The sequence below is a fragment of the Neomicrococcus aestuarii genome (assembly GCF_014201135.1).
Classification (GTDB): Bacteria; Actinomycetota; Actinomycetes; order Actinomycetales; family Micrococcaceae; genus Neomicrococcus; species Neomicrococcus aestuarii.
In genome coordinates this window covers 281,036-307,620 of the sequence record NZ_JACHDR010000001.1, presented here as the reverse complement: position 1 = coordinate 307,620, position 26,585 = coordinate 281,036, and the positions used below count along the sequence as shown (strand labels likewise).

Sequence of the window (26,585 nt, the reverse complement as noted above, 5' to 3'; positions counted from 1 at the left end):
CGACTCTTCCCTTCACCTACGGCACTCGAAGAATTTTGACCGGGTCCATATATGCCGCACGAACTGCAGGCGGAATCGATCCAAAAATCGCGGCCAACACCATCAAGATGCCAACGCCCACACTGAATCCGAAAGATGGAATTCCGCCGGCGAGCGTCAACGTCAGGATGGATCCGGCGACGATTCCGAGGAAGGCTCCTAACACCCCAGAAAGTCCTGCGTTGATGAGAATTTGGGCCACCACAGCACTTCGAGAACCACCGAGCGCCCGTGTTCTTCCGATATCTTTTGCAAGACCCGACACGCGCCCAAACTGGACTGCGCTCAACAACAGAGCTGAAGCTAACAGAAGGCCGGTCACCGTCTGTCTTGCGGTACTCGCCATCTCGTTTTGAACGTCCTGGCTCAACCTGGCAAGCTCGCTTGTCATGGTTACGCGCAACTTTTCCGGCTGGGTGGACACCAGTGTTTCCATCACGGCTTTGGATGTCATTTCCAAGCTACGAACGTCTTTGACGCTGACCCAAAGAGTCATAATATTGCTACCGCTTGATTTGCCATCCGAGACTACCAAGACGTTTTTGTTGAGCGTCGTCAATGGCGATTCGGCATGAAATTGACCAGCGATGTCTCCCGTCAGCGTGCGACTGGAGACCGTCCCCACGTCATCCGCCATACCAAGTTTCCTCAGCACTTCAACGGGCGCAACTGCCTGACCGTCCTTCAGGTTCATGGCAACCGGCGAGTCAATGACAGGCGGGAAGTCACCGAAAACCCGCCGCGCTTGCACTATTTCGCCATCAGAAACGTTGAGGTTATGGACATCTGTTGCCGGCCCCATCCCAAATACCCATTCCACGTCTTCCAGGCTAGAAATTAGCCGAAGAGATTCCGTGGAGATCCCGGCACTTCCTTGAGAGTCAGTGATAGTGATCAGACGTCCCTCTGGAGAATTGATGTTGTCCAGCGCTCGTTGCTGACTCGCCATTGCCAAACCAGTGGTGGCAAAAATTGCTAGCGTAGCCGCGAAAACAATGAAGATGGAAACGATCGTCGGGACAAGAGGTCGACGCAGTCTCAAAAGCGCGTCTCGGACAAAATAGCTCGTTTGGGGGTGCCCTGAACTCGATTTTTCGCTCATTCGCCGAGCCTCAAGTGATGCGTATGCTTTTCCGCCCGGTCCCTGTCATGGGTGGCGACGATTACCGTTGCACCAGCGTCGGCAGCTTGATGAAGCGTATCCCAAACAATTTCGGCTGATTCAGAATCTAGATTTCCCGTGGGTTCGTCGGCGAAAATGATATCCGGATCTTTGACCAGAGCCCTGCATAACGCAATTCGTTGAGCCTGACCACCTGATAGCTCAGCGGGCCTGTGCTGGGCACGATGCGCAACGCCGAAGCGCTCTAAGAGACGGAACGCATCTTCAACGGCTACGTTGTGTGAGATTCCTGCGATCCGAGCAGCTTCCACAACATTGTCCAAAGCTGTTCTGGACAAGTCCAGCATTGCGTCCTGAAAAACGAATCCCGCGTGCATAGCCCGCAATCGCGAACGTGAAGCATCGTTGAGTTGCTGGACTGATGTGTTTCCCCACTGAATAATTCCGGCACTGGGAGTGAGCATCAACGCCATGATGTAGAGCAGAGTAGATTTTCCAGACCCAGACGGCCCAGTGATACACGTCAGGGTACCCGGTTCAAAGGTACGTGAGATCGCGGAAATCGTTGGAGCCATACCAGGCTGATATCGGTGTTCGAGTGTAGAAATGCTGACCTTCAAGGCGTCTGCTCTTCGCTCGCGTCACCAAGCAGGACTCGATCCCCCACATTAATTCCTTCAACAATGCTCTTTCCTTGGTCCGAAACTTTAAGCGTGATTTCACGACGAACGCCATCGGAAATGAAGACAAAGGTCTTATTGTTGGCATCCGATCGTACTGCTGCCGTGGGAATTTGAACGCCAGTCTGTTCTGGAATCAATTCAATAATTCCCGGCAAAACTGTCTTGTCTCCAAGCTTCACCGCTCTAGAACACTCACCCCCACAGATGGAGGCTTGTCCTTGTTCTGGCTCCAGTATGGCCACGGTCTCGGACACGTCGCCGGCGGTATTTTCCAAGCGAGAAACACGTCCGGACCACTGCTCGCCGGAAGTATCGATAACCACCTTAAGCCCGGGAGTGATCTTTGAAACGTTTTCGGGAAGCACCCGGAAACTGAAGACGGGATCCGCCACAGGTCCTTGAAGTAGTTCTTGACCTTGTGAAATTTGCGCTCCCACACGAAGGGATTCCAGAGGAACGAGGACCTTTGGGAGATCTGGCACATAGATCACTCGCCATCGCGGTAATGTGCCGTCATAGCTGAATCCCGCATCCTTAGCCCACTTGGAAACAGCAGTATTGGTGGCATTGTCGAAACGCGTTCTTGTAAAAGTTGTACCGAGGTATCTCTTGCTGACAAGGAACTCCTGAAGCTGCTGAACGTCCGCTCCGCTTACCCCGCTCGAGAGATCACGGAAGGACGGAATCTTGCCATTAATGACAAAGATTGGTTGCAAATCCACCGAAAAGACGCGGCTGCCGGATACCGTTGACTGACCGTCCAACGGCATATCGATTGTAGTTATTGTGCCCGTGTTACCACCAGTCGCCACAATTGATGAAGCCCAAGACGCATCAATTCCGTAGGACTGTCTCACGCTGACGGAACCGTTGACCGCTTCGACACTCGCTCTCGTATGAGCGGGTGCTGCAATAGTAGGAGGATTTGTTGCCTGGAGGGCACCCCACCATCCAACCCCGAGAGCAACTACAAGTGACAGCGCCCATGCGATGCCAACCTTCCACCGTCGGGAGGTACCTCGGCGGACTGATTCCCCGCTTGTCGTCATGAGCTTTGGCCTGCCAATTGCTGACCTTTTTCTTCAGCTTCGCGCGGTTTCGGCTGCGGACAACTCCGAAGAGCCTCATCAAGATTTCCGCCGCTTTCTACATGGACCGCATACATACCCTGCCAAAATTCGGGTGACGAAGGTGGCAGCTCGGGCGGAGCGCCCACTTCTGAAACGCATCCTTGGTCGAGCCCGTCTTTCGAGGTTGGGCGCCCCTTGATTATGGCCCCCACAATTCCTTCATTGTCTGCGGCTACCTTCGCATCTCCACCATATTTTCGGACGCACTCAATAAAATTAGACCGCCAATCTCCGTATTGAGACTCGTACCCTGCGTAGTTTGAGGGACGCGTGGAGTTCGTAGCAAGTTCAGGAGCTGCGCTAGATGCACTGGCTACAAACGGGACAAAAGCGAGACCGACCCCACCTGCAAACCAGTGCTTTTGCATATAGCGGTCCCCCAATTTCAAACATTCAAGATGTGATTCACATCATAGAATCCAAAGCGGGGATCGTCAAAGAAATGCAATAACAGTTCGCTTTTCAGCCGTTTCAACGATTCAACGGCACGCCGCTGGGTGTTCCGGAAATCGGAAATTTCGGCACCCCCGTTCAAAGGTTCCTCAGTAGACACCGACTGAATCAACAACGGGTGATCAAACGCACTCTGTCTTCAAGCCAATATCCGATGGTAACCGCGACAGACAGGAACGCCCAGTATTCGAACGCAAAATAACCATCAAACCACGTGCGACTCACTGAATATTAGGCCACGCGGAGCTCACGGATGGGATCGCGTCGGGCCGCCGACAGTGCTGGAAGTACGGCAGCGATGAGCGCGGTAATGACCGCGAGTATCGCGACTCCTGCAAAGTACGGGGTCGGCGGAAGAGGGTCGCCTGTTGAAGACAGCCAAAGTGCCGAAACCAATGAGCCGAGCACGGCACCGCCCGCAGCCAAAATTCCTATTTGAATTAGGATGAGCGCCAAAATGAGGGTTCGGCTGGCGCCGAGGGCGCGTCGTCGTCCAAAATCCTTGCGCCGCAAGAAAACCAAAGCGTAGAGGACCGCGGCAACCAGCACCCCCGTGAGGCCAAATATTGCCGCGACCAGCCCCGAACTGAAGCTGCCCAACTGATTGTCTACCGTAGCCCGCAATTGCGCGACAGACGCGTCTTTTTGAATGCTGACGCCCTGCATTGATTGCACACCTAAGACCGTTGCTACATATTCTTCGACGCGGTCAAGGTCGGCCACAGATCGCGCCGTGATCACAAGCGTCGCGATCCTCTCATTGGCGTTTGCCTGCTTTTCAGACACTAACAGCGGTTCAAAAGGCTCTGTAAATACGGACGGTTCGAAAGAGCCAATTACGCCCAGCAGATCACCGGAAGCGGTAACAACCGCGCCTGCAGGAAGCTGCATTCCCAAAGTTTCTTGAGCTGGGGTTGACACCCTGGCCGAACCAAGTGCGTCATTTGCGCTGTGCGTTGCTGACGGCTGAAAAAGGACGCGGAAAGGGACGGCATCTCCTCCTTGAATTACCGTGTTCCTTGCGTCCACAGCAGGGCCAAAAGCAAACACTTTAGTCACTAAGCTGTACTGCGCAATGCGGTCGATGACGGCGGAACGCAGCCCGGCGTCCTCCGGTGCCGTGACAATCAGTTGTCGAGCCGAAATGTTATCAATGCTGCCCAGTACGGACTGTTGCGCACCCACGGCACGCCCCGATGTCAAGAGCACCGTCACGCACAAGCCTGCGATGAGCAGAATTGCTAGTAGCGAGGGCACCTTCTGGCTACGTGCGCTCCTGAGCGCCTCCCCGAAGAGCGGACCAAGTTTCATGTCAGCTCCACTCTTCGGTCGCAATGGTCCATGAGAAAAGGGTCATGGGTCGCAATGATGACTATGGCACCGCTGGCAGCGTGATCTCGAATGCCGCTGATAACAGAGGATGCCGAAGCAGCGTCCAGATTTCCGGTTGGTTCGTCGCATAGCAACACTTGAGGGGTGGACAAGAGCGCGCGACACAGAGCAATGCGCTGTGCCTGACCACCTGAAATTTGTCCTGGTTTATGGGTAGCTCTCAACGAGACCCCAAAAGCGTCAAGAAGTTCTAACGCGCGCGGCGTCTGCTCTTCCCGACTGACGCCACGGTACAGAGTTGTTTCCAGCACGTTGTCTAGGACTGTTCGAGTGGGATCTAGTGCAGAGTCTTGAAAGACAAATCCGTATTTTTGGGCTCGCCGAGCGGCTCGTTCGGCGTCGTTGAGTGCGCCGACGTTTTCACCGTCCAGCATAATGTGGCCGCTCAAAGGACTGAGCATCAGGCCCAAAAGGTACAGCAAGGTGGATTTGCCTCTGCCGCTAGGGCCTGTCAGAGCTACTACTTCTTTGCCCTCGAAGTCATGCTCCCAGTCGCGAATAATGAGGTCTTGAGAGGTGTAGCCGAAGTTCAAATCCCTAACGGCGAGTTGTAAGGCGTCCACTACGGTGCAATCTGGGATGGAACTTTGACTTCCTGTCCTTCACGAGCCCCCGTAATCAACGAAATTCCGTTGGCTTCTTGAACTACGGAAACTTCGAAAACCTCTCCGTCTTCGGTTTCGAGAACAGTCTTTCCTGCTGGCGTGCTCATCAGGGCGGCGGTTGGAACAGTCAGCCCATCTTGTGTCGGAAGAACTAAGACTTTGGCCTGCAACTTGGTGGCACCCGTACGAGGAAAGGCACTGCAGTTGTCTTCACAAACGTTTTTGGCGCCGCCTGGTGAAAGGACAGTAGCCTGACTATTTCCAGCTTCCTGATTTTCGCGCGCGGGACCCAAAATGCCTTTGAAGTCATGTCCACCAAATTGGAAAGTGACTTCCGCTTGTTCAGGTAGACGCGCCAACTGAGCGGACGTTCCCGATATTGTGAATGTAGGCTGGCTAGATATTGCTGCCAGCGGGTGCTCTCCACCCACAAGGCTGGATCCAAGTTTCAACTCGTCCGTCCCAGCACGCAGAGTCACCGGCAACTTTGGAAGAAAAATAATAGATGCACGAGACACGGTTCCGGTTTGCGGTTGTTTGTGGGCTTTTTGCCACTGTTTGATGGCCGTGACGGTGGCTTCATCTGCGGAACCACTTCGTGCTTCTCGCTTCAAAAATCCAGCTTCCTGCAATAACTGTTGAAGCTGGCCCACGTCACGTCCCCGCATGTCAGGAATAATGTCTCTAAACATGGGGATCACGCCCTGAGCCGCAATGACCGGCACCTCGTCAACGAGGTACAGCACATCATTTGCCGCTACTGTGTCACCGTCTTTCTTGGAGATTTCGGTAACCACGCCAACGGCTTGGTTGACGCCTACTTCGTGCGACTCCCACGCCACTTGCATTGGCAACAAGACCGTCGAGCCAACGCTTCCTTGCTGGACCGTGACCGTTGCTTGATCTGCTGTGCTCGCTGTCCTGGCTGAACCGAAGACTTGTTGGAGAGACCAGCCACCCAACAGACCCACCGCTAAGAGCAATACAGAAAAAAACGCTGTCGTGGCCCAACGTGAGGGCAATTTTCGCAAGGTTAACCCCAAAACTCATCCTGAGAAATAGGGCAAGCTAGATATGCATTTTCCTGCTGTTCGGTCGAGAGTAGCTCTTGTGGAGTGGAATTGAGCGTTCTATCGCGAAACTTGTCCCGAAAGCTTGCCTCAGTGAGACGACTACCCACGTCGTATCCCTGACCTGCTAAGCAATCCCAGCGTTCTATCCATTTCCTATAGAAGGCCGAAACTTCTGCGTCGGTGTCAACCACCGGACGCGGTGCAAGTTCATTTGTGCATGCTTCCATTGCGTCAAAAAACGCTTTTGACTCTTCCCGCGTGTTAACTCCGACGGGTACAACCACCGACTCGGGGCGACCTTTAGCGTCGCCCGCTGACACTTCATACCCCTTGCCACCTAAGCATTGCTCAAAACCAGTCTGGTACTCGACGGCGGATCCGGTGAACTCAGCGTCACGTGTCGGCGTGGACTGGGCAGGAGCGCAAGCTCCGATGCCAAGAGTGAATAAAGTGGCAAAAATCATCCAAGACCAATTCGGCGATTTCAAAATAGTAATCATCCAAACGTTTGGCAATAGCCAGAAGTATAAGCGTTATCGATGGCCGTTGAAGAATAGACCTCCCAATATCCTCCGCCCGCTGCCCCGGCGTTCGCTCCGGTGTACCAGACGCTCGAACTGAGGTTATAGGTATATACAGTTCTAGAAGTCGAAAGCCCCGGCGCAAGTACGGCTCGAGTCGGTCCTTGCACGCGGTGTTTAACCCATCCATATTTGCCGGAACAGCTGACAGTCCCATTTTCAACCACAGCCGCGTGGGAGGCCGCTGGAACGGAGACGGCCACCAAGGATGCGAACAGAATTGCAATTGAAGATCTAGCGAGTCGTCTTTTCACTGGGCCCCCAATTACTATCGACGGAACTACATTGTGATTGGAATCATACACATAGCTCCAGAAGAAAGGTCAAGGTTTTGATTATTCATCGCAAAACCAACCCGGTCAGCACTCAGAAGATCAATGGAGGACTGATGCGTCTCTCATGGCTCGAAAGCTATAGGATGCCGAGAGTCAGGCCCAGTTTGCTGCACCGTGGGACTGTCCCAGGTTCTGTTGACTCCCTGATCTAGCGAGCATGTGCTCGTGGAAGTATGTAGACCATGCCCGCGACTTATGGGTCGGAGTTCCGCCTGGATGTTATTGATGCCGCCCGCATGGGGGGGGAGGCGCCTCTGGCGCAGATCGCGAAGGATTTCGGGCTTTCGGTCACAACGTTGATGCGCTGGACTACTATCGCCGACCATAAAGAATCCGGGCCGGCCCGGCGATGGTTTCGGCCGAGATACGGGAGCGGCAGAAGTGCAATCGTCTATTGCAGCCGGAGAATAAGATTCTGCGTCGGGCGGCTGACTATTTGGCCAGAGACACCAACCCAAAATGATCTACCCGCTTGCCTCGAATCTTGCCGCCGACACTGTTCCCGTAGGGGTGATCTGCAGGATGTTGAGTTTCAGCAAGTAAGGCTACTACCACTGGAAGGCCAGCCCGGTGTCGGAACGCGACTGGATCGGTGCGCACATGAAACACTCCGCCCTGGACATCCACGCCGACGACCCTGCATTTCGGTGCTGGTTAATCGCCGACAAACTCCGGGAGAATGGCATCACTAGAGGCGAGTACAAGGTCCAGCGGCCACAATCAAGCACTCATCGCGCTAGCTCACCGCCAACTCACGGTGCTCTTTGCCATGTTCCGAGACGGGTCACTCTATGACATCCCAAAGCCAAGAGTTGCTTGACTTTCAACATAGGGGCACCCCCCAATTTGGCAAATAACTCTTACGAGCGCGGGACTGTTTTTCATATACATTTTGATATGTTTCCTAAGCTGGCATTTCGGCTCGCTTCGCTGCGAGCATGTCCTCACGACGTCGAATGTTGATGCAACCCCTCACCATCGAACGAACGTGGATTCCACCCAGGGCAGTCTGCGTACTAACTGATGAAGACGGTCAAGTCTTTCTCAGAGAATAGGCAAGTTAAATTAGGGTTTGAATCCAAGTTCCTTATGCGACGTATATCAAAACCCCTTTTTCTGTGCAGATCACGCCGGGTTCGCAAAAACCTATGAGAGCCAAGAGGTGGATTCTTCAACGCCAAGACTGAAGGATTGGCCCGCCAAGCGTCGGGCCCGCTTCAACACCACTTCGTCCACCATGGCGCCCTCGAAACGAAAAGCCCCCAGCTCATTCTTCGCAGCATCCAATAGACGGTACGCCCACTCCCGTTGCTCACTGCTCGGCCGAAAACCGTCACGAATCACCGACACCTGCCCCGGATGAATACACGCTTTCGCCACGTACCCCGTCGCAAAAGCATCCCGGCTCTCCCCCAAAAGTCGCACATGATCAGCAATATCGAGCACCACAGAATCAATGGACTCCTTACCGAACGCTCGAGCCGCCACATGAACCGCAGCGCGACTAAAGCGGACAACGTCACGGAAGCGGCCGTCGTCGTACCGGGAAGAAAAACCACCCAACGACGCCACCAAATCCTCCGAACCCCACATCAACGCCGCCACGTTCTCCGCCTGCGCAATCTCTTGCGCCCGCGCCACACCCAACGCCGTCTCACACAACGCCAGCACCGAAAATCCACCCAACAATTGCGTTTGCGCCGCCGATTCCGTCTTCGCCAACATCACCCACCGATACTGAGTGCGAGGCAACGCGGCAAGATCCTTCTCAAAATCGTCCGAGCCCACGGGATTCACCCGCACCACCGTGCGCTCCGGATCCAACGGCGTAGAGACCAGGTGCTCGCGCGCGGTGTCACGCGCACCTGGCAGCACGGCATCTTCTAGATCAATAATCACGGCATCCGCACGCTCCGCCGCTTTCGCGAATCGCTCCGGACGATCCCCCGGCACAAACAACATTGCCGGCCCCAGCGTGAACTCAGAACTCATGACCCCTAACCTTTCGAAGAAGCTGGCTCCGAAACCGCCGCGGCATGCGCCGCCTCCGTCCACATCAAACACACGCGGCTCGCCTTGGCCACCACGTCGCCGTGCTGATTGAAGCCGGTGTGTGCAAGCGTCGCAATCCCTTGACCCGGGCGGGACGAGGACGCTCGCAAGGACACCACCTCGGTGTGCGTCGTGAGGGTGTCCCCATGAAACAGCGGATGAGGGAACGCAATGTCCTGCAAACCCAGTTGCGCAACCAACGTGCCTTGCGTCAGCTGCCCCACGGACTGCCCCACCATGACAGAGAGTGTCATCATGGAATTGATGAGCCGCTGGCCGAACGGCTGTTGCTCGGCGTAGGCGGCGTCCAAGTGGAGCGCCTGCGTGTTCATGGTGAGCGTGGTAAACAAGACGTTGTCGGCTTCCGTGAGAGTGCGGCCCGGCTGATGCACAAACACATCACCCTCAACCAACTCATCAAAATACAACCCGCGCTGCTCAATGCGGCGCGGTGCGCGGCCGGCGGAATCGGTCATGACTCAGAGTCCCAACTCTCGGGAGATCAGCATGAGCTGCACTTCGGTAGTGCCCTCGCCAATCTCAAGAATCTTGGAATCCCGGTAATGGCGGGACACCACAAATTCGTTCATGAAGCCGTAGCCACCAAAGACTTGCGTGGCGTCGCGCGCGTTGTCCATGGCAGCTTCGCCCGCAATGAGCTTGGCCATAGCGGCTTCGGTCTTGAACGGCTTGCCGGCCAGCATCTTGGACGCCGCCGCGTAATAAGCCAAGCGCGCACTGTGAGCGCGCGTCTGCATGCGGGCGATCTTGAACTGGATGGCCTGGTACTCGCCAATGTTCCGGCCAAACGCTTGACGCTGCTTGGCATACTTCACGGACTCATCCACGCAACCTTGCGCGGCACCCGTGGCCAACGCGGCAATCGCGATGCGGCCCTCATCCAAAATGGATAAGAAGTTCGCATAACCGCGCCCGCGCTCACCCAACAAGTTTTCTTCTGGCACGGTGGCGTTGCTAAAGCTCAGCGGGTGGGTGTCCGAGGCGTTCCAGCCCACTTTGTTGTACGCCTTTTCCGCGGTGAACCCTGGCGTACTAGTGGGTACCAAGATGGTGGAGATTTCCTTCTTGGGCTTGCCGTCTTTGCCGATGGTCTCGCCAGTGACAGCAGTTGCGGTTACCAGCTTGGTGATGTCCGTACCGGAGTTGGTGATGAACTCCTTGCGGCCATTGATCACCCAATTTCCGTCCCGCAATACCGCGGTAGTCTTGGTGCCGCCCGCGTCAGAGCCCGCTTCTGGTTCCGTCAGTCCGAAGCCCGCGAGCGCCTTCGCTGACGTAAGCTGCGGGAGCCATTCTTCCTTTTGCGCTTGCGTGCCGAACCGGTACACCGGCATGGCACCCAATGAGACTCCGGCTTCGAGGGTGATGGCCACAGATTGGTCCACGCGGCCCAATTGTTCAAGCGCGAGGGCTAGGGCGAAGTAGTCGCCGCCTTGTCCACCGAATTCTTCCGGGAAGGGCAGACCGAACAGACCCATCTCGCCCATCTGCGCGATGACTTCATACGGGAAAGAATGCTCTTCGTCATGCTTGGCGCTAACGGGCGCCACTACCTGGTCCGCAAAGTCGCGCACCATGTCAGAGAGGTCCTGATAGTCCTCTTCAAGTTCAAGATGAGGCATGATTCTTCTCTTTCAGCTGGTTACGCGGCCGCTTCAATGCGGGCCAGGACTTGGTTCTTGCTGACTTGGTCCCCCATTGAGACCAAAATCTTGACGGTGCCGGAAACTTCCGCCACCACGGAGTGCTCCATCTTCATGGCTTCTACTCCCACGAGCGTCTGACCTGCGGTAACTGTGTTGCCGTCCTGCACCGCAATGGACACCACGGCACCCGGCATCGGCGAGCGCGCCTCCGGGTTACCTGCACTGGTTTCGCGTGCCTTGGCGGCTCGGGAGCGCGCTACGGCTTGTGTGCGTGTGAGCTGGCGAATTTCGAAGGTCCCGGACGCGCCGTGCGCCCAGACGGTGCTGGGGTCAGTTGGATGAGGGAGTACGACGACGCCGCTCACTTCCTGCTCTCCCGGAACGGACACCCGGCGCACTTGATCGTCGATGTCGAGCACCACGTGCGGCGCGCGGGTGGCCCCGGTGAGGCACCAGCCGTCGCCCAGCTGCCACGGTGAAGTCCAGCCGCCGCTGTGGCGAGGCGCGGTGGGCGCCATCAACGACACAGCGTGGGCGATCTCCGATAGATCAGCCTCAGAGGGAACTCCCCGTTCTGGTTGCCCCGCGGCGTCGATAAGATTGGTGTTGAGTGCACCTTCCCGGACGTCCGTACGAGCGATGAGACCGCGCAAGAAGTCGATGTTGGTGCGGACACCGAAGACGAGCGTTTCGGCAAGGGCAGCGTCCAGGGTCGCTAGCGCTTGCGCGCGGTCCTCACCCCACGCGATGACTTTGGAAATCATGGGATCGTAGTTCGCGGAGATGCTGCCTGGTCCATCAAGTGCGCTGTCACTTCGAACGTGGGCTCCGGCTGGCGCACGGAATTCGAAGACCTCCCCGACGGACGGCAAGAAGCCGCTGGCCGGGTCTTCTGCGTAGACGCGGGCTTCCACCGCGTGACCCTCAATGCTCAGTTCCTCCTGGCGGAGGCTGAGCTGCTCACCAGCCGCTACACGAACTTGCCACTCCACAAGGTCCAGGCGTTCGCCATTGACGCGCACCACTTCCTCCGTGACCGGGTGCTCCACTTGAAGGCGCGTGTTCATTTCCATGAAGAAGAACTCGTCCGGGTTCTCATGGGAAACCAGGAATTCAACGGTTCCGGCGCCCACGTAGTTAACGGACTTCGCCGCGTTCACGGCAGCTTCACCCATACGCTCGCGAATCTCCGCACCACGGGGCAAATCTGTCAGCAACGGCGAGGGTGCTTCCTCAATGACCTTCTGGTGGCGTCGCTGGAGCGAGCATTCACGTTCAAAGAGATGCACGGTGTTTCCGCGCTGATCAGCGAGCACTTGAACCTCGATGTGCCGCGGATTGCGCACCAATCGTTCAATGAACAAGGTGTCATCGCCAAAAGCCGAGGCCGCCGTGCGCCGCGCGCTGGCCAGAGCGGCGGGCATGTCCGCCATCGATTCCACAGCGAACATGCCCTTGCCGCCGCCACCGGCCGAAGGCTTAATGAGCACCGGGAAACCGATGTTTTCCGCGGCGCGCAAGAGAGCGTCGTCGTCCAATCCCGGCTCAGCGATACCCGGAACCGTAGGAACCGCGTGGGACTCGACGTGTTGCTTGGAACGAATTTTGTCACCCATCGCATGGAGCGATTCGATGGACGGACCGATAAAGACGATCCCCGCCTCCTCAAGTGCCCGAGCGAAGTCCACGTTTTCTGAGAGGAACCCGTAGCCAGGGTGCACGGCTTGTGCACCGGACTCGAGGCATGCCTGAATGAGGGCAGGGATAGAAAGGTAGCTTTCCGTGGCGGCAGCACCACCGATGCGGACGGCGAGGTCAGCCTCGCGGACATGCGCGGCGTTCTGATCAGCGTCCGAATACACGGCGACTGTTCGAATGCCCATCTTCTTCAGCGTGCGCATGACACGGCGCGCGATTTCTCCGCGGTTAGCAACAAGGACGGTGGAAAACATGTGTCACATCCTGAAGAGACCAAAAGAGGTCTCGCGTAGAGGGGTGCGGGAGACAACGTCTAGTGCCAGGCCCACCACGCGGCGCGTGTCTGCGGGATCGATAATGCCGTCATCCCACAATCGGGCCGTGGAGTAATAGGGGTTGCCCTGGTCTTCGTACTGTTGGCGAATGGGTGCACGGAAGGCCTCTTCCTCTTCAGCGCTCCACGTGGCGCCCTTCGATTCAAGGCCATCGCGCTTGACGGTGGCCAGGACGGAACTTGCCTGATTGCCGCCCATGACGGAAATGCGGGCGGCGGGCCACATCCACAAGAACCGTGGGCTGTACGCGCGGCCGCACATGGCGTAGTTGCCTGCGCCGAACGAGCCACCAATAATCACCGTGAGCTTGGGGACGCGGCAGGAGGCCACGGCGGTCACGAGCTTCGCACCATCCTTGGCGATGCCGCCGGCTTCCGCGTCCTTGCCCACCATGAATCCGGAGATGTTCTGGAGAAACAGCAGCGGAATGCCGCGCTGATCGCACAACTCTATGAAGTGCGCGCCCTTTTGGGCGGATTCGGAGAACAGGACGCCGTTGTTGGCGAGGATGCCTACCGGGAATCCGTGGATATGGGCGAAGCCGGTTACGAGCGTTTCGCCGTAGTTGGCCTTGAATTCGTGGAACTCGGAACCGTCTACCAGACGAGCAATGACCTCGCGCACATCGTAGGACGCGTTCACGTCCACGGGCACTGCACCGTAAATCTCCTCCGCCTCAAAAAGCGGTTCAACCACGGCCTGCGTATCAATGACCGGCTTCGTCGTCTGCGGTAGGGACGCCACGATGTTTCGGACAATCTCGAGCGCGTGTTCGTCGTTGTCTGCTAAGTGGTCCGCGACGCCGCTGACTTTCGCATGCAGATCGCCGCCACCTAACTCTTCCGCCGTCACCACTTCGCCGATGGCCGCCTTCACGAGTGGTGGGCCGCCCAAGAAGATGGTGCCTTGGTTACGGACAATCACGGTCTCATCGCTCATGGCCGGAACGTAGGCGCCGCCTGCCGTGCAAGAACCCAGGACTGCTGCGATCTGCGGGATCTTCGCTGCCGACAAATTGGCCTGGTTGTAGAAGATGCGGCCGAAGTGCTCGCGGTCAGGGAAGACATAATCCTGTTTGGGCAAGAACGCGCCACCCGAGTCCACAAGGTAGATACAGGGCAGCCGATTCTCGAGCGCAATTTCTTGAGCACGCAAATGCTTCTTGACGGTCATTGGGTAATAGGTGCCGCCCTTGACCGTGGCGTCATTGCACACCACCATCACGTGGCGGCCCTCCACCAGTCCAATGCCAGCGATCACTCCGGCGGCCGGGCTGTCGCCGTCGTACATATCCTCCGCAGCCAACGGCGCAACCTCAAGGAACGGCGAGCCCTCGTCCAGTAAGTAATTCACGCGATCGCGAGGCAGCAACTTGCCGCGCGCTACGTGACGCTCCCGCGAAGATTCGGAGCCACCAAGAGCCACCCGATCCAACCGCGCCCGCAGCTCGTCTTTGAGTGCACGCTGGCCGGCGTCGTTGGCTTGGAAGGTTTCAGAATGGGGATCAATCTGCGTGACCAGTTGTTCCATGTGCCTTCTACATCCCCTTGCAGTTAAGCGTCATTTACTGAAATCATGTTAGTTGTCATTAACTGAAAATGTAAAGTGGATCACATTCTCCAGTGCGAGAAAGCCACTCACCACCGGGAACACCCCTGAACCGGACCCATAAACCGGACCCATGAACAAGGAGCACCTATGAACATCGCCACGAAACGTTCAGCTGCGAAGCTAGAACGCCGTGCCGAGCTCCTGACCGCGGCCGGTGAGCTCTTTGGTCAGCAGGGCTTCTCACAGGTGTCCCTCGAGGATCTCGGCGCTCGCGTTGGCATCAGCGGTCCCGCGGTGTATCGGCACTTTCCCAACAAGGCGGCCGTCCTGGCAACTCTGCTGATCGAGGTCAGCGAGAAGCTGCTCTCCGGCGGACAGGGCGTAGCGGAAGCAGGCGGAACACCCGCAGAAATCCTGGGAAAGCTCGTGGATTTTCACGCAGATTTTGCGTTCTCCTCCCCCGAGGTCATTCGCATTCAGGACCGCGAGTGGGGAAATCTCGATGCCGAAAGTCTCGAACGCGTGCGGGATCTTCAGATTCGCTACATCTCAGTCTGGGCACACCAGCTGGAACTCGCCCACCCGGAAGAATCGGCCTCCGATGCGCGCTTCAGAGCACGCTCTGTTTTTGGCCTTTTGAACTCGACTCCGCACACCGTATCCGGCCCCGGATCCAAGGTGAGCGCACGAAAGCACCTCTTGAAGCGTCTGGCCCTCGCGGCGCTTCTAGCGGAATAGATCGCAGTCGCTCTCGGAATACCAGTACCCTAGAGAGCAACGAAAGATCTGCCCGTTGCACCGGGACTTGGAGGAAATAGTGAAGCTGCGCGAAGTACAAACCGCTGACTTGGATAGCTTTTTTGAGCACCAGCAGGATCCGGAGGCCATGGAGATGGCCGCCTTTACCGCAAAGAACCCTGCGGACCGCGGCGTTTTCAACTACCACTGGTCCCTCATGATGAAGGACCCCGACACGTTCATCCGCACCATCGAGGTGGACGGCGAAGTGGCCGGAAACATCGTGGCGTACCCGTACGACGACGCCTACGAGATCAGCTTCTGGACGGACAAGAAGTACTGGGCGCAGGGCATTACGACCTCAGCCGTGGACGCTTTCTTGGCAGAATTCACAAAGCGCCCGTTGCGCGCTCGCGTGGTGACGGACAATGTGGGATCGAAGAAGATCTTGGACCGCCGCGGTTTTGTGGTGATTGGCGAGAACGACGATTTCGCGAACGCCCGCGCCGCCGTGGTCAAGGAATACATCATGGAGCTGAAGTAGTTTCTAGTTCCCAAGGAAGCGGTGCGCCCACCTCGAGCTCTTGCTCAAGCTGGGCGCACCGCTTTCTTTGTCTTCAGGTTTCGTTGCTTTCAGGCTCGTTAAGCCAGACTCAAGAATCTGGCCGGGTCCTCCAGCACGGCACCGATCTCGCTGAGGAACTTGGAGCCCTGTTCCCCATCCACCAGCCGGTGGTCGAAGGACAGGCTCAGCACCATGACGTCGCGCAGCTTGATCTTGCCCTTGTGCGCCCACGGTTGCTGCCGCACTTGGCCCATCGCCAGAATTGCGGCCTCCCCTGGGTTGATGATCGGCGTCCCAGCGTCCACCCCAAACACGCCCACGTTGGTGATGGTAAACGTGCCGTGGGTGAGCTGCTCGGGTGAGGATTTTCCTTCGCGAGCGGTGCTCACGAGATCGTCGATCGCTCCACTCATCTCACGCAAAGACAGCAGGTGCGCATCCTTGATATTCGGCACCATGAGTCCGCGCGGCGTCGCGGCGGCCAGCCCCAGGTTGACGTAGTTCGGAACCACGATCTCCCCCGCGGCTTCATCCCACCGAGAATTCAGTTCGGGGTGACGAACTAACGCTGCGGAGACAATCTTCGCCAGCACCGTGAGCGGACCCAAACGAAATCCCGCGAAGTCCTTTTCCTTGAGCGCACGAATCAGTTTCATGGTTTTCGTGACGTCCACGGTCAGGAACTCGGTGACGTGTGGCGCGGTGAAAGCACTGCTGACCATCGCGGCCGCGGTTGCCTTGCGCACGCCCTTGATCGGCGTCCGCGTCTCACGGTCACTAACAATAGGCGTAGCTTTATTCGCATTTTCAGGAGAAGCGGCCGACTTGAGGAACGCTTCAACGTCCTCCCGCGTGATGAGTCCAGCGGGACCGGTTCCGGTCACGAGCTCGAGATTGACCCCGGAATCGCGGGCGAATTTGCGCACCGGTGGCGTGGAGCGCGGACGCTCCGTCCCCGTGTCGCGAGGCTTTTCCAGTACGACGACGCCGCCAGCTTGCGGAGCGCTGTTCACGGCACCGACTGCAGCACCGACAGCAGCGCGAGCACGACGTTGCGGACGCCCCTTCTGGGCCACCTCGGCGCCGTACCCCACCAGCGTGGGTTGGCGTCGCTCTTCCACTTCCTCCACCACGGCGGTTCCGGAAGCGGTGTTCGGGACGGTAGCTGCGTCGTCGTGCTCCAAAGCGGTCTGGAAGGAGACGATCGGATCGCCGACGGGAACCGTCTGGCCGGGCTCGGCGAGCAGATCCGCCACCACGCCCTCGTACGGGGACGGCAATTCAACAACGGCTTTTGCGGTCTCTACCTCGGCGATGACCTGATTGAGGTGAACGGTGTCGCCGATCGCGACTTTCCAGCTCAGCAGCTCGGACTCGGTCAGACCCTCGCCAAGGTCAGGAAGTTTGAATACTTCGAGCATGGTCTACTTCCCTTCAAATCGAGAGTAGGAATTCGGACGATCCAGCACACGGTCCACGCCATCGAGGATGCGATCCATGTCCGGTAAATGATGCTTTTCGAGCTTCGACGGCGGGTACGGGAGATCCCAGCCGGTGACTCGGACGGGCGCGTGCTCGAGGTAATGGAAACAGCGCTCCGTCACGCTGGCCGCAATCTCCGCGCCGAGACCGCCGGTGAGGGCGGCTTCATGGGCGATCACCAAGCGGCCCGTCTTGCGGACGGAGGCCTCAATGGTGCCGAAGTCGATCGGCGAGAGCGACCGAAGATCAATCACTTCCACCGAGATACCGTCATCCTCGGCGGCAGTTGCCGCACTCAACGAGGTTTTCACGAGGGCGCCGTAGCTCACGATCGTCACGTGCTCGCCGGGGCGGACAATGCGAGCGGCACCGAGCGGCAGGCGATCTTTTCCCTCCTCGATTCCGGTGAGGTCCTGCTTCTCGTGATAGTGACGCTTGGGCTCGAAGAAGATTACGGGGTCATCGCACGCGATGGCATCCTGGATCATCCAATATGCTTCCGCCGGGCTCGAGGGGCTGACCACTCGCAGACCCGGAGTGTGCACGAAGTACGCCTCTGGCGACTCGGAGTGGTGCTCGGGCGAACCGATGCCGCCGCCAAACGGGATGCGAATGGTGATCGGCATGGTGACGGCGCCGCTGGTGCGGTAGTGAATCTTGGCGACCTGGGAAACAATCTGGTCAAAAGCCGGGTACACGAATCCGTCGAATTGAATCTCGGGGACGGAACGGTAGCCGCGATACGCGAGTCCCACCGCCGTTCCGATGATCCCGGATTCTGCAAGAGGTGAGTCAAGCACGCGCTGCTCACCGAATTCGGCCTGAAGCCCGTCGGTGATGCGGAAAACGCCGCCCAGTTTGCCGATGTCCTCGCCCATGAGCAGAACCTTGGGATGATTCGCGAGGGCCGCGCGGAGTCCCGCGTTGAGAGCACCGCCGAAGGTGGTTTTTCCGAGCTTCTCGGTTTGCGAGGTTTTCATCGTGCTGCACCCGCACTTCCGCCTGCGCCGTTTCCATTCGCGCCGTTTCCATCGAGCGAGTCACCGAACTGCTGGAGGTACGCCTCGTAGTGGTCGCGCTGTTCGTTGATGCGCGGGTGCTCCTCGCTGTAAACGTGGGTGAAGAGGTCCCTTGCGGTGGGCTCCACGGTTTGCTTGATTTCGGCTCGTACGACGGCGGCCATCTCATCCGCTGCAGCCTGCGCGTCCTTTTCAATCTGTTCCATGTCAGCGCCGGACTGAGCGAGGTACTTAGCCATCCGGTCGAGCGGATCACGGCCCTTCCAATGCTCAAGTTCGCCCTGATCGCGGTAGCGCGTGGGATCATCAGCCGTGGTGTGAGGTCCCATGCGGTACGTGACGGCTTCAATGAAGAACGGGCCGCCGCCGTGGCGAGCCTGTTCCAGGGCGCGACGCGTCACGGCAAGCACTGCAAGAACGTCGTTTCCATCCACGCGAACGGCCGGAATACCGAAACCGCGAGCGCGGTCAGCGATGTGGGTTTGGGACTGCAAGCCCACTGGCTCGGAGATAGCCCAGTGGTTGTTTTGGCAGAAGAACACAGCCGGGGCGTGATAGGTGGCCGCGAAGACCATCGCCTCATTCACGTCGCCCTGGCTCGTGGCGCCATCGCCGAAGAAGCTCACGGCCGCGGCTTCTTCGCCGTCCATGCCGAGGCCCATAGCATAACCCACCGCGTGGTGGGTCTGGGCGCCAATAATGATCTGCGGGGACGCCACATTGTGGTCGTACGGATTCCACGTAGTGGTACTGGATCCTCGCCACACTCGCATCAACTCCGTGGGGCTGACGCCCCGAAGCACTAGGACGCCGCTTTCGCGATACGAGGGGAAGATGAAGTCTTTATTTTGCAGGGCCCGGGCCGCTCCCACCTGGGAGGCTTCTTGACCTAGCAGTGGCGGCCAGAGGGCTAGTTCGCCTTGCCGCTGAAGCGCCGTCGCCTCAGTGTCTAGCCGGCGAATCACCACCATGTCCTGGTAGAGGCTGGCTAAGTCTGCGTCGGTGAGATCGTTGATCCACCGGTCATTGAGTGGGTTGGGGACTCGTTCGCCGCACGGTTTCAGCATCTGCTCGAAGTGGTCATCTCCGGCAGCGCTCAATTCCATATGTGCTGATCGATCAGTTTGTAGGGACACGGTTAGCACCCTTCTTCAGGTCGGAACCGCCTGGTGCTTGTAAGCCCAAGACAGTCGCAAGTACGCGGGGGTACCCGCGATGATGTGACCCTACTCACAAAATACCGGCTTGGCAACGTTCCCCCGCCCAGCCCCACGAAAACTCGCGCTCGGGCACTCGCGCACGCCTGCGTCGTCGTACTCCCAAAAAGAAAGTCCGCTGCCGCACCCCTTGCGGGATGCGAACAGCGGACTGTCAGCGGGAGTTCCACACACGATCAACGCGACCAACGTGCCGGAAAGGAAAACCCTGATGGAGTGCTTAGTGAGACGTAGCCTTTTCAGCACCCACGCCGGTCAGCGAGCGAACTTCCATTTCGGCCTGCTTCGCAGGATCCTCGCCCGTCTTATCCAAGACCGAGACAATCCAGCCCACGAAGAACGCGAGCGGAATCGAGACGATGCCAGGGTTCTTCAGTGGGAAGATCGCGAAGTTCGCGCCCTGGATCATGGAGGTTGCATCGCCGGAAACCACTGGGGACAGTGCGATCAGCAACAGCGCCGAGATCAAACCGGTGTACATCGAGGCAACAGCACCCTTGGTGGTGAAGCCCTTCCAGAACAGCGAGTAAAGGATCGTCGGAAGGTTAGCCGAAGCAGCCACCGCGAAGGCCAAGGCCACGAGGAAGGCGATGTTCTGCCCCTGCGCACCAATGCCGCCGATGATGGACAAGATACCGATCACCACAACGGTGCGGCGAGCAACCTTGACTTCAGTCTCCGGGCTGACCTTGTCCTTGGCGATCACCGAGGAGTAGATGTCATGCGCGAAGGAGGCAGCCGCGGTAATGGTCAAACCTGCGACCACCGCGAGGATGGTTGCGAATGCCACGGCGGAGATGATGCCCAAGAGGATCGGTCCGCCGAGCTCGAAGGCCAGCAACGGAGCCGCGGAGTTCACGCCACCCGGAGCAGCCTTGATGGTGTCTGGGCCAATGAGTGCGCCAGCGGCGTAGCCAAGGACCAAGGTGAAGAGGTAGAAAGCGCCAATGAGCCAGATCGCCCACACCACGGAACGACGAGCTTCCTTAGCAGTCGGAACCGTGTAGAAGCGCATGAGCACGTGGGGAAGACCAGCGGTACCCAAAACTAGGGCGAGGCCCAGAGAAATGAAGTCCAACTTGGTGGTGGCGTTCTTGCCGTATTGAAGACCTGGGTTCAAGATGGCCTCGTTGCCGCCGGCCGTGACAACTGCGTCAGAGAGCAAAGCGGAGAAGTTGAAGCCGTACATTGCCAACACCCAGACCGTCATCACAGCAGCGCCAGCGATGAGCAAGCACGCCTTGATGATCTGCACCCAGGTGGTGCCCTTCATGCCGCCCACGAGTACGTAGAGGATCATGAGTGCGCCAACAACGGTGATAACGATCGACTGGCCGGCCTTGTCATTGATGCCGAGCAAGAGCGACACGAGTCCGCCAGCGCCGGCCATCTGAGCCAAGAGGTAGAACAAGCAGACCGCAAGGGTGGTGATAGCCGCAGCAATGCGGATAGGGCGCTGCTTCAAACGGAAGGAGAGCACATCGGCCATGGTGAACTTGCCGGTGTTGCGCAAGAGCTCGGCGACGAGCAACAGGGCCACCAACCAGGCTACGAGGAAGCCGATCGAGTACAAGAAGCCGTCGTAACCGTTGACGGCAATAGCGCCAACAATGCCCAAGAAGGAAGCGGCGGAGAGGTAGTCACCAGCGATGGCGGTACCGTTCTGTCCGCCAGAGAAGGAACGACCACCAGCGTAGTAATCTGCGGCGGTCTTGTTGTTTCGGCTAGCGCGGAGCACCACGAACAACGTGACACCCACGAACAAACCGAAGATCAGCATATTGAGCCAGGGTTCGCCCACGCTGGCTGGAGCGCCAGCGGCGAGGAGGCGTGAAGCGTCCATTTACTTTCCTTCCTCAGCCAAACGGGCTTCAAGATCGTTGCGGATAACTTCCGCTTTAGGGTCTAGCTTCTTGTTTGCAAAGGACACATACATCGCCGTAATGATGAACGTTGAAACGAACTGAAGCAGACCAAGAACAATTCCGAGGTTGATATTTCCCAGGACCTTGATGGCCATAAATTCTGGGAAGTACGCGGCGACGAAGACGTACGCCAAGTACCAGACCAAGAAGACAACTGTCATAGGGAACACGAAGCTACGGTGCGTCGTGCGTAGTTCTTGAAATTCAGGGCTTGCTTGGACTTCTTGGAAGTCCACCCCTGGGGTGGCATTCACGCCATTGTGGATCTGGGTCATTTTTCCTCCTGATTACCACTGTGATCAGTACCACAATGCGGCATGACGTAGGTCACAGCTAACTCCAAGGAAGAGGTTTCCGCTGAACGGCTCAATGTGTGCGCTAAGTGGTCACTGATGACGACGAACGGCGCGCGAACACGGGCGTTTGCCGCATAGGCTAAAGCATGCCCGAATCCGCTTTTCAGACGATCCTGCTCACTTCCGTGGTGGCGATCGCCGTAGCGCTGGTGTTCTTGGTGGGTTATCACTGGGTGAAATCCCAGCGCGATCTTGGCACCGACGCCGACCGCGCCACCTTTGAGACCCTGCACATCGTGTCCCTTGCCGCACCGTACTTCCGCGCCGGTCTGACGCGCGAGGGTTCCTCGAAAGCGGTCAAACATTTGCGCACGCTGCTGGGGTCCCGAGGCGTCGCGATCACCGATGCCGCGCGGGTACTGGCAACGGACGGCGACTTTCCGGTGGGCGTGCGGAGCGAGGGAGATTCCACGGACGCTGCCCTCTTCGGGTTGGCCCAGAAAACGCTCGAAGGCGGGCGGACGCGGGTGATTCGTAAGGGAGATTACGACGCCGTGTGCGCACCTATCCAGATCCAGGACCGGTTAGTGGGAACTGTCATTGCAGTAACTGACCGTGCAGATCCTGGATTGGTGCGAGCCGTGACGGAAACCGCGGCGTGGGTTGCTTCGCAGATTGCGGTGGCTGAGCTGAACGAGTCGCGCGCGAAACTGACCGAGGCTGAGCTCAAGGCGTTGCGCGCCCAGATCAGCCCGCATTTTATTTACAACTCCCTCAACGCCATCGCGTCCTTCATCATCACGGATCCGGATCGCGCACGGGATTTGGTGGTGGAATTCGCCGATTTCACGCGCTACTCGTTTCGGCGCCACGGCGACTTCACCACCTTCAAAGAAGAGCTCGAAGCCATCCACCGCTACCTGTTGTTGGAGCAGGCGCGGTTTGGCGAGCGCATCAAAGTGAAATTGGCCATCGCGCCTGAAGTGTTGCCGATTGTCATTCCGTTCTTGAGCATCCAACCGCTCGTGGAGAACGCCGTCCGCCACGGCCTCGAGAAAAAGCCCGAGGGCGGTACCGTCATCATCACAGCTCACGATGTGGGAGAGTTCGCTGAAATTTCCATTGAGGATGACGGTGTGGGCATGGATCCAGGATCCCTCAAAGCGACGCTCGCGGGGACCACGGAAGGCATCCACGTGGGCCTTCGCAACGTCGACGTACGCTTGCGCCAAATCTATGGGCCGCAGCATGGTTTGGTAGTGGAAACCGCGCCCGGGCACGGAACACTGATCACGTTACGCATCCCGAAGTTCCACCCTGAAGCCACTCCGGCGCTAACCTAATATTCATGATCAATGTGATCGTCGCCGATGACGAGATCCCCGCCGTTGAAGAGATCAGCTATCTCTTGGCTCAGGACCCGCGGATCGGAGAAATTCACCGTGCCTCGAGCGGCGCCGCGGCACTCAAAGCCCTCGAAGAATTCCCAGTGGACGCCATGTTCTTGGACATCCACATGCCCGCTCTCTCCGGCCTGGATATTGCCCGCGTTATTTCCCGTTTCGCCAAACCACCGGTCATCGTTTTTGTCACCGCGGATGAAGCTCAAGCGCTCGAGGCTTTCGAACTCGCAGCCGTGGATTACATCCTCAAGCCCGTACGCCGTGAACGCCTCTACGAATCCGTGCGACGCATCGCCGAAATTGTGGAGGATTCAACGCCCGCTCGGGCAGACCTAGTAACCGTGGATCAGGGCGGCGTCACCAAAATGATTCCCCGATCCGAGATCCGCTTTGTGCAGGCCCAGGGCGACTACGTCCAGCTCCACACCAAGGACGCAAAATACTTAGTCCGCGTCACCCTGAATGATCTCGAAGAACAGTGGGCTGCTCGCGGATTCCTGCGCATCCACCGCTCCTTCTTGGTTTCGATTGATCACGTAGACCACATCCGCATCCGAGACGGCAAAGCGACCGTCGCGATCAACGGCGCCGAACTCCCAGTCAGCCGTCGCTCGCTGCCGAGCGTCCGCGACCGGCTCGAAGCAACCCGCGTGAGGCCCTCGTGAGCCAGCCACCGTCTGACGCTCAAGCAACACCCGAGCCGCAGGGTGCCCCGGAGACTGTCGCTGCGCCGTCGTACCGCGTCCGCGTTGTGGCACCCGCTGACTACTTCCCCGCGACCGCACCGAAAGCAAAAACCGGTGCCGACGAGGCTTACTTCGTGCGATCCCTCGTGCGCGCGCAACTACGGCTAGCGCTCATGGTGGCCGGCGGCTTTGTGGTGATTCTGGTGGGCATCGCGCTCATCGTGGCGTTTTGGCCCGAAATCCGGGAGCTCACGCTGTTCCACATTCCGCTGTCCTGGCTGGTGCTGGGCGTAGGCGTGTACCCGATTCTGATGTTCGCCGCGGTGCTGTTTTCACGCGGCGCCACCAAGAATGAGCGCATGTACCGCGACTTGGTGAAGCGGTGACGCCGGAAGGATCGCTCATTGCGATCGCCGTCGTGTGCGCCGCCACCGTCCTCATCGCCGGCTATGGACTGCGTTTTTCGCGCACCACCAGCGATTTCTACGTGGCCTCCCGCACGGTCAAACCGTGGTGGAACGCCAGCTCGATTGGCGGCGAATACCTTTCGGCCGCGAGCTTCCTCGGCGTCGCCGGGCTCATTGTGCTTTCCGGCCAGGATGCGCTCTGGTTTCCCATCGGTTACACCGCCGGCTACTTGATGCTGCTCCTGTTCGTGGCCGCTCCCCTGCGCCGCTCCGGCGCCTACACCCTGCCCGACTTCGCGCAGATCCGCTTCAACTCACGGGCCGTCCGCTCAAGCATGAGCGTCCTGGTGGTGTTGGTGGGATGGATGTACATCATTCCCCAATTGCACGGAGCCGCGCTCACCTTCCGCGTCGCCACGGGCCTGCCTGGCTGGTCCGGCGCACTGCTGGTGTCGCTGGTGGTGTGCTTGACCGTGCTGGCCGGCGGCATGCGCTCCATCACCTTCGTGCAGGCATTCCAGTACTGGCTCAAGCTTTGCGCGCTCGCGATCCCCACCTTCATGATCTTGGAAACCCTCGGCGCCAGCAGCAGCCTCGAGACGGTCCTGCAGGACGGCTTCGGCCCCGAATCCGTGAGCGATGACATGGGACTCTTGGGCACCATCTCCCTCATCATTGCGCTGCTGTTCGGGACGCTCGGCCTGCCGCACGTCCTGGTCCGGTTCTATACCAATCCGGACGGCCCCTCGGCCCGCCGCACCACGGTGATTGTGTTGGCGCTCGTCTCCTTCTTTTACCTCTTCCCGGTCACCTTGGGGACACTGGGGCGCGGGCTTTTGCCGGGGCTTTCCCCGGACGACGCCGATGCTACCGTCCTGCTTCTGCCCTCGGCTGTGTTTTCTGGCCCGGTAGCGAGCGTGCTGTCGGCAATCGTGATGGGTGGCGCGTTCGCGGCCTTCTTATCCACGAGCTCGGGGCTGGTGGTGTCTCTGGCAGGAGTGCTGAGCCAAGGCTTGTTCAAGGGAACCGTCAATGGGTTCCGGGCCGGAACGGTCATCGCGGTAGCGGTCCCCACCTTCTTGGCGCTGCTGGCAGAAACGGCTGGTCTCGCCGGTGCGGTGGGGGCAGTGTTTGCCTTTACGGCGTCCACCATTGCGCCGGTGCTCTTGCTGGGGATCTGGTGGCGTGGGCTCACGAGTGTCGGTGCGATTAGCGGCATGGTCACCGGTGCTGTGACGTGTTTGGTGCCGCTTGGGCTGTCCGTCGTGGAGCTGGGTTGGGATAGCGAAATCGTGAGCGTTCTGTCTCAGCCAGCGGTATGGTCCGTACCGGCGGCCTTCGCGGCTGCCGTGCTCGGTTCCTTGGTCGGCAAGAGCCGCCGACCGTCATCCGATGCCGTGGACGCCGTTATGCGTCGACTCCACGTTCCCGAGGAATTCGGGAGTAGGAACTAGCGGGCGTCGAGCTCTTCGGCGACGCGCTCCAAGAATCCATCAACCTGAGCTTCTTCGTAGCCTTCGGCGCCTCGAGTCACGCGGAACGTGACAGCCCGAATAGCCCTGGACGTCAACGCCCCGGGCTCGGTCAGCAGTCGGTCACACAGTGCGTCGACGTCTTCGACGTTGTAGGAATTCGCGTTGTCATCGCTCGGTGCGCGGAAGCGCTCCCCCGCGGACCGCTCAAGGCGTCCCTGAACTGCAGCACTGAATTCGACGGGATCCCCGTCAGTAGGTATTTCTGTCACGGCCTGCGTGACGGAAGCTGCGTCGTCGTACTCAGAAACTGGGCTCACCGCGGCCGCTGCACCCGCGGTCTTGCGCTGATTCCGCGCCGCGAAAGCCTCCTCAAGGCGCTCGAGGGCCTCGTCCACCTCGGTGGCGTCGTAGCCGCCCTGCGCCGGGAGGAACGTGATGTCACGAATGTCCTGTGTGCTCAGAATTCCCGCCGTGCCCTCGGGCGCGGAGAAGCTCTCCCGCGCACGCGCAAGGAACGCGTCCACCTCATCCACGGCGTAGCCGTACTCGCTACCGCTCACCTTGCCGAACTGGGCGTGGCGGGAAGCCTGATCTGAAGGGAAATTCTGGGTGCTCACAAACTCAACTTTCTCGAAAATCATGCATCGAGGCAAGA

The 26,585-nt window shown here is 58.6% G+C and carries 24 protein-coding genes and 1 pseudogene; 7 read left to right on the top strand and 18 right to left on the bottom strand.

From position 1 onward, the window contains the following. Positions 1-16 precede the first annotated feature (16 nt). The 7 genes from HD598_RS01370 to HD598_RS01340 all read right to left on the bottom strand — a co-directional run bounded on the left by HD598_RS01370 (position 17) and on the right by HD598_RS01340 (position 6,998). Positions 17-1,141, bottom strand: coding sequence for an ABC transporter permease family protein (locus HD598_RS01370; RefSeq protein WP_183663302.1), 1,125 nt, complete (start codon positions 1,139-1,141; stop codon positions 17-19). Then, the gene (locus HD598_RS01365) at positions 1,138-1,782 is read right to left on the bottom strand and encodes an ABC transporter ATP-binding protein (protein WP_260170455.1); all 645 of its coding nucleotides are present in this window, start codon (positions 1,780-1,782) and stop codon (positions 1,138-1,140) included. Before HD598_RS01365 ends, HD598_RS01370 begins: the two co-directional genes overlap by 4 nt. Beyond that, positions 1,779-2,609 carry an efflux RND transporter periplasmic adaptor subunit gene (locus HD598_RS01360; RefSeq protein WP_183663300.1) on the bottom strand — a complete coding sequence of 277 codons (831 nt, stop codon included), beginning with the start codon at positions 2,607-2,609 and terminating at the stop codon, positions 1,779-1,781. Before HD598_RS01360 ends, HD598_RS01365 begins: the two co-directional genes overlap by 4 nt. A gap of 1,050 nt (positions 2,610-3,659) precedes the next feature. Further along, positions 3,660-4,739, bottom strand: coding sequence for an FtsX-like permease family protein (locus HD598_RS01355; protein ID WP_183663298.1), 1,080 nt, complete (start codon positions 4,737-4,739; stop codon positions 3,660-3,662). Continuing rightward, a complete protein-coding gene (locus HD598_RS01350) occupies positions 4,736-5,383 on the bottom strand; it encodes an ABC transporter ATP-binding protein (protein ID WP_071893834.1) in 648 nt (215 codons plus the stop codon). Before HD598_RS01350 ends, HD598_RS01355 begins: the two co-directional genes overlap by 4 nt. Further along, positions 5,383-6,468, bottom strand: a complete 1,086-nt coding sequence (locus HD598_RS01345; RefSeq protein ID WP_183663296.1) for a peptidoglycan-binding protein — start codon at positions 6,466-6,468, stop codon at positions 5,383-5,385. Before HD598_RS01345 ends, HD598_RS01350 begins: the two co-directional genes overlap by 1 nt. Further along, positions 6,459-6,998: a hypothetical protein gene (locus tag HD598_RS01340; protein ID WP_157103213.1), complete on the bottom strand. Its 540-nt coding sequence runs from the start codon at positions 6,996-6,998 to the stop codon at positions 6,459-6,461. Before HD598_RS01340 ends, HD598_RS01345 begins: the two co-directional genes overlap by 10 nt. A 598-nt stretch (positions 6,999-7,596) precedes the next feature. On the opposite strand from HD598_RS01340, the pseudogene HD598_RS13385 reads away from it, so the two are divergent. Beyond that, a pseudogene (locus HD598_RS13385) lies at positions 7,597-8,179 on the top strand (IS3 family transposase); the annotation flags it as partial. A 381-nt stretch (positions 8,180-8,560) separates the two neighbouring features. Here the strand turns inward: HD598_RS13385 and HD598_RS01335 are convergent. Genes HD598_RS01335 through HD598_RS01315 form a run of 5 tightly spaced genes read right to left on the bottom strand, consistent with a single transcriptional unit; the run spans position 8,561 to position 14,696 of the window. Further along, the gene (locus HD598_RS01335; protein ID WP_183663294.1) at positions 8,561-9,406 is read right to left on the bottom strand and encodes an HpcH/HpaI aldolase/citrate lyase family protein; all 846 of its coding nucleotides are present in this window, start codon (positions 9,404-9,406) and stop codon (positions 8,561-8,563) included. 5 nt (positions 9,407-9,411) lie between these two features. Continuing rightward, positions 9,412-9,942 carry a MaoC family dehydratase gene (locus tag HD598_RS01330; protein WP_183663291.1) on the bottom strand — a complete coding sequence of 177 codons (531 nt, stop codon included), beginning with the start codon at positions 9,940-9,942 and terminating at the stop codon, positions 9,412-9,414. Between the two features lie 3 nt (positions 9,943-9,945). Further along, a complete protein-coding gene (locus tag HD598_RS01325) occupies positions 9,946-11,109 on the bottom strand; it encodes an acyl-CoA dehydrogenase family protein (protein WP_183663289.1) in 1,164 nt (387 codons plus the stop codon). A 20-nt stretch (positions 11,110-11,129) separates the two neighbouring features. Beyond that, a complete protein-coding gene (locus tag HD598_RS01320; RefSeq protein ID WP_183663286.1) occupies positions 11,130-13,085 on the bottom strand; it encodes an acetyl/propionyl/methylcrotonyl-CoA carboxylase subunit alpha in 1,956 nt (651 codons plus the stop codon). A 3-nt stretch (positions 13,086-13,088) separates the two neighbouring features. Further along, positions 13,089-14,696 carry a carboxyl transferase domain-containing protein gene (locus HD598_RS01315; protein ID WP_183663284.1) on the bottom strand — a complete coding sequence of 536 codons (1,608 nt, stop codon included), beginning with the start codon at positions 14,694-14,696 and terminating at the stop codon, positions 13,089-13,091. A gap of 168 nt (positions 14,697-14,864) precedes the next feature. Between HD598_RS01315 and HD598_RS01310 the strand changes: the two genes are divergently transcribed. Continuing rightward, on the top strand, positions 14,865-15,455 hold the full coding sequence (locus tag HD598_RS01310; RefSeq protein WP_071893842.1) for a TetR/AcrR family transcriptional regulator: 591 nt from the start codon (positions 14,865-14,867) through the stop codon (positions 15,453-15,455). 79 nt (positions 15,456-15,534) lie between these two features. Then, a complete protein-coding gene (locus HD598_RS01305; RefSeq protein ID WP_183663283.1) occupies positions 15,535-15,999 on the top strand; it encodes a GNAT family N-acetyltransferase in 465 nt (154 codons plus the stop codon). A gap of 98 nt (positions 16,000-16,097) precedes the next feature. Here the strand turns inward: HD598_RS01305 and HD598_RS01300 are convergent, their stop codons facing one another. The 5 genes from HD598_RS01300 to HD598_RS01280 all read right to left on the bottom strand — a co-directional run bounded on the left by HD598_RS01300 (position 16,098) and on the right by HD598_RS01280 (position 21,938). Continuing rightward, positions 16,098-17,441 carry a dihydrolipoamide acetyltransferase family protein gene (locus tag HD598_RS01300; RefSeq protein WP_183663281.1) on the bottom strand — a complete coding sequence of 448 codons (1,344 nt, stop codon included), beginning with the start codon at positions 17,439-17,441 and terminating at the stop codon, positions 16,098-16,100. A 3-nt stretch (positions 17,442-17,444) separates the two neighbouring features. After that, positions 17,445-18,482, bottom strand: coding sequence for an alpha-ketoacid dehydrogenase subunit beta (locus HD598_RS01295; RefSeq protein ID WP_183663279.1), 1,038 nt, complete (start codon positions 18,480-18,482; stop codon positions 17,445-17,447). Further along, positions 18,479-19,627, bottom strand: a complete 1,149-nt coding sequence (gene pdhA, locus HD598_RS01290; protein ID WP_183666460.1) for a pyruvate dehydrogenase (acetyl-transferring) E1 component subunit alpha — start codon at positions 19,625-19,627, stop codon at positions 18,479-18,481. The genes HD598_RS01295 and pdhA overlap by 4 nt, the downstream gene beginning before the upstream one ends. A gap of 331 nt (positions 19,628-19,958) precedes the next feature. Further along, entirely contained in the window at positions 19,959-21,581 is a 1,623-nt protein-coding gene (locus HD598_RS01285; protein ID WP_183663277.1) for a solute symporter family protein, read from the bottom strand. After that, complete coding sequence (locus tag HD598_RS01280) at positions 21,582-21,938, bottom strand: DUF485 domain-containing protein (RefSeq protein WP_071893854.1); 357 nt, start codon at positions 21,936-21,938, stop codon at positions 21,582-21,584. It abuts the gene before it with no gap. Positions 21,939-22,105: 167 nt separating this feature from the next. Here HD598_RS01280 and HD598_RS01275 point away from each other — a divergent pair, with 167 nt between their 5' ends. From HD598_RS01275 to HD598_RS01260, 4 genes are read left to right on the top strand one after another with little or no spacing between them, the layout of a single operon-like run. Further along, positions 22,106-23,302: a sensor histidine kinase gene (locus HD598_RS01275; RefSeq protein WP_183663275.1), complete on the top strand. Its 1,197-nt coding sequence runs from the start codon at positions 22,106-22,108 to the stop codon at positions 23,300-23,302. Positions 23,303-23,307: 5 nt separating this feature from the next. After that, complete coding sequence (locus HD598_RS01270; RefSeq protein ID WP_183663274.1) at positions 23,308-24,027, top strand: LytR/AlgR family response regulator transcription factor; 720 nt, start codon at positions 23,308-23,310, stop codon at positions 24,025-24,027. Then, positions 24,024-24,434 carry a hypothetical protein gene (locus HD598_RS01265; protein WP_221244568.1) on the top strand — a complete coding sequence of 137 codons (411 nt, stop codon included), beginning with the start codon at positions 24,024-24,026 and terminating at the stop codon, positions 24,432-24,434. Before HD598_RS01270 ends, HD598_RS01265 begins: the two co-directional genes overlap by 4 nt. Continuing rightward, positions 24,431-25,909 carry a sodium/solute symporter gene (locus HD598_RS01260; protein WP_183663272.1) on the top strand — a complete coding sequence of 493 codons (1,479 nt, stop codon included), beginning with the start codon at positions 24,431-24,433 and terminating at the stop codon, positions 25,907-25,909. Before HD598_RS01265 ends, HD598_RS01260 begins: the two co-directional genes overlap by 4 nt. Here HD598_RS01260 and HD598_RS01255 read toward each other — a convergent pair. Beyond that, on the bottom strand, positions 25,906-26,547 hold the full coding sequence (locus HD598_RS01255; protein WP_183663270.1) for a DivIVA domain-containing protein: 642 nt from the start codon (positions 26,545-26,547) through the stop codon (positions 25,906-25,908). The two genes, HD598_RS01260 and HD598_RS01255, sit on opposite strands and share 4 nt — an antisense overlap. Positions 26,548-26,585 lie beyond the last annotated feature (38 nt).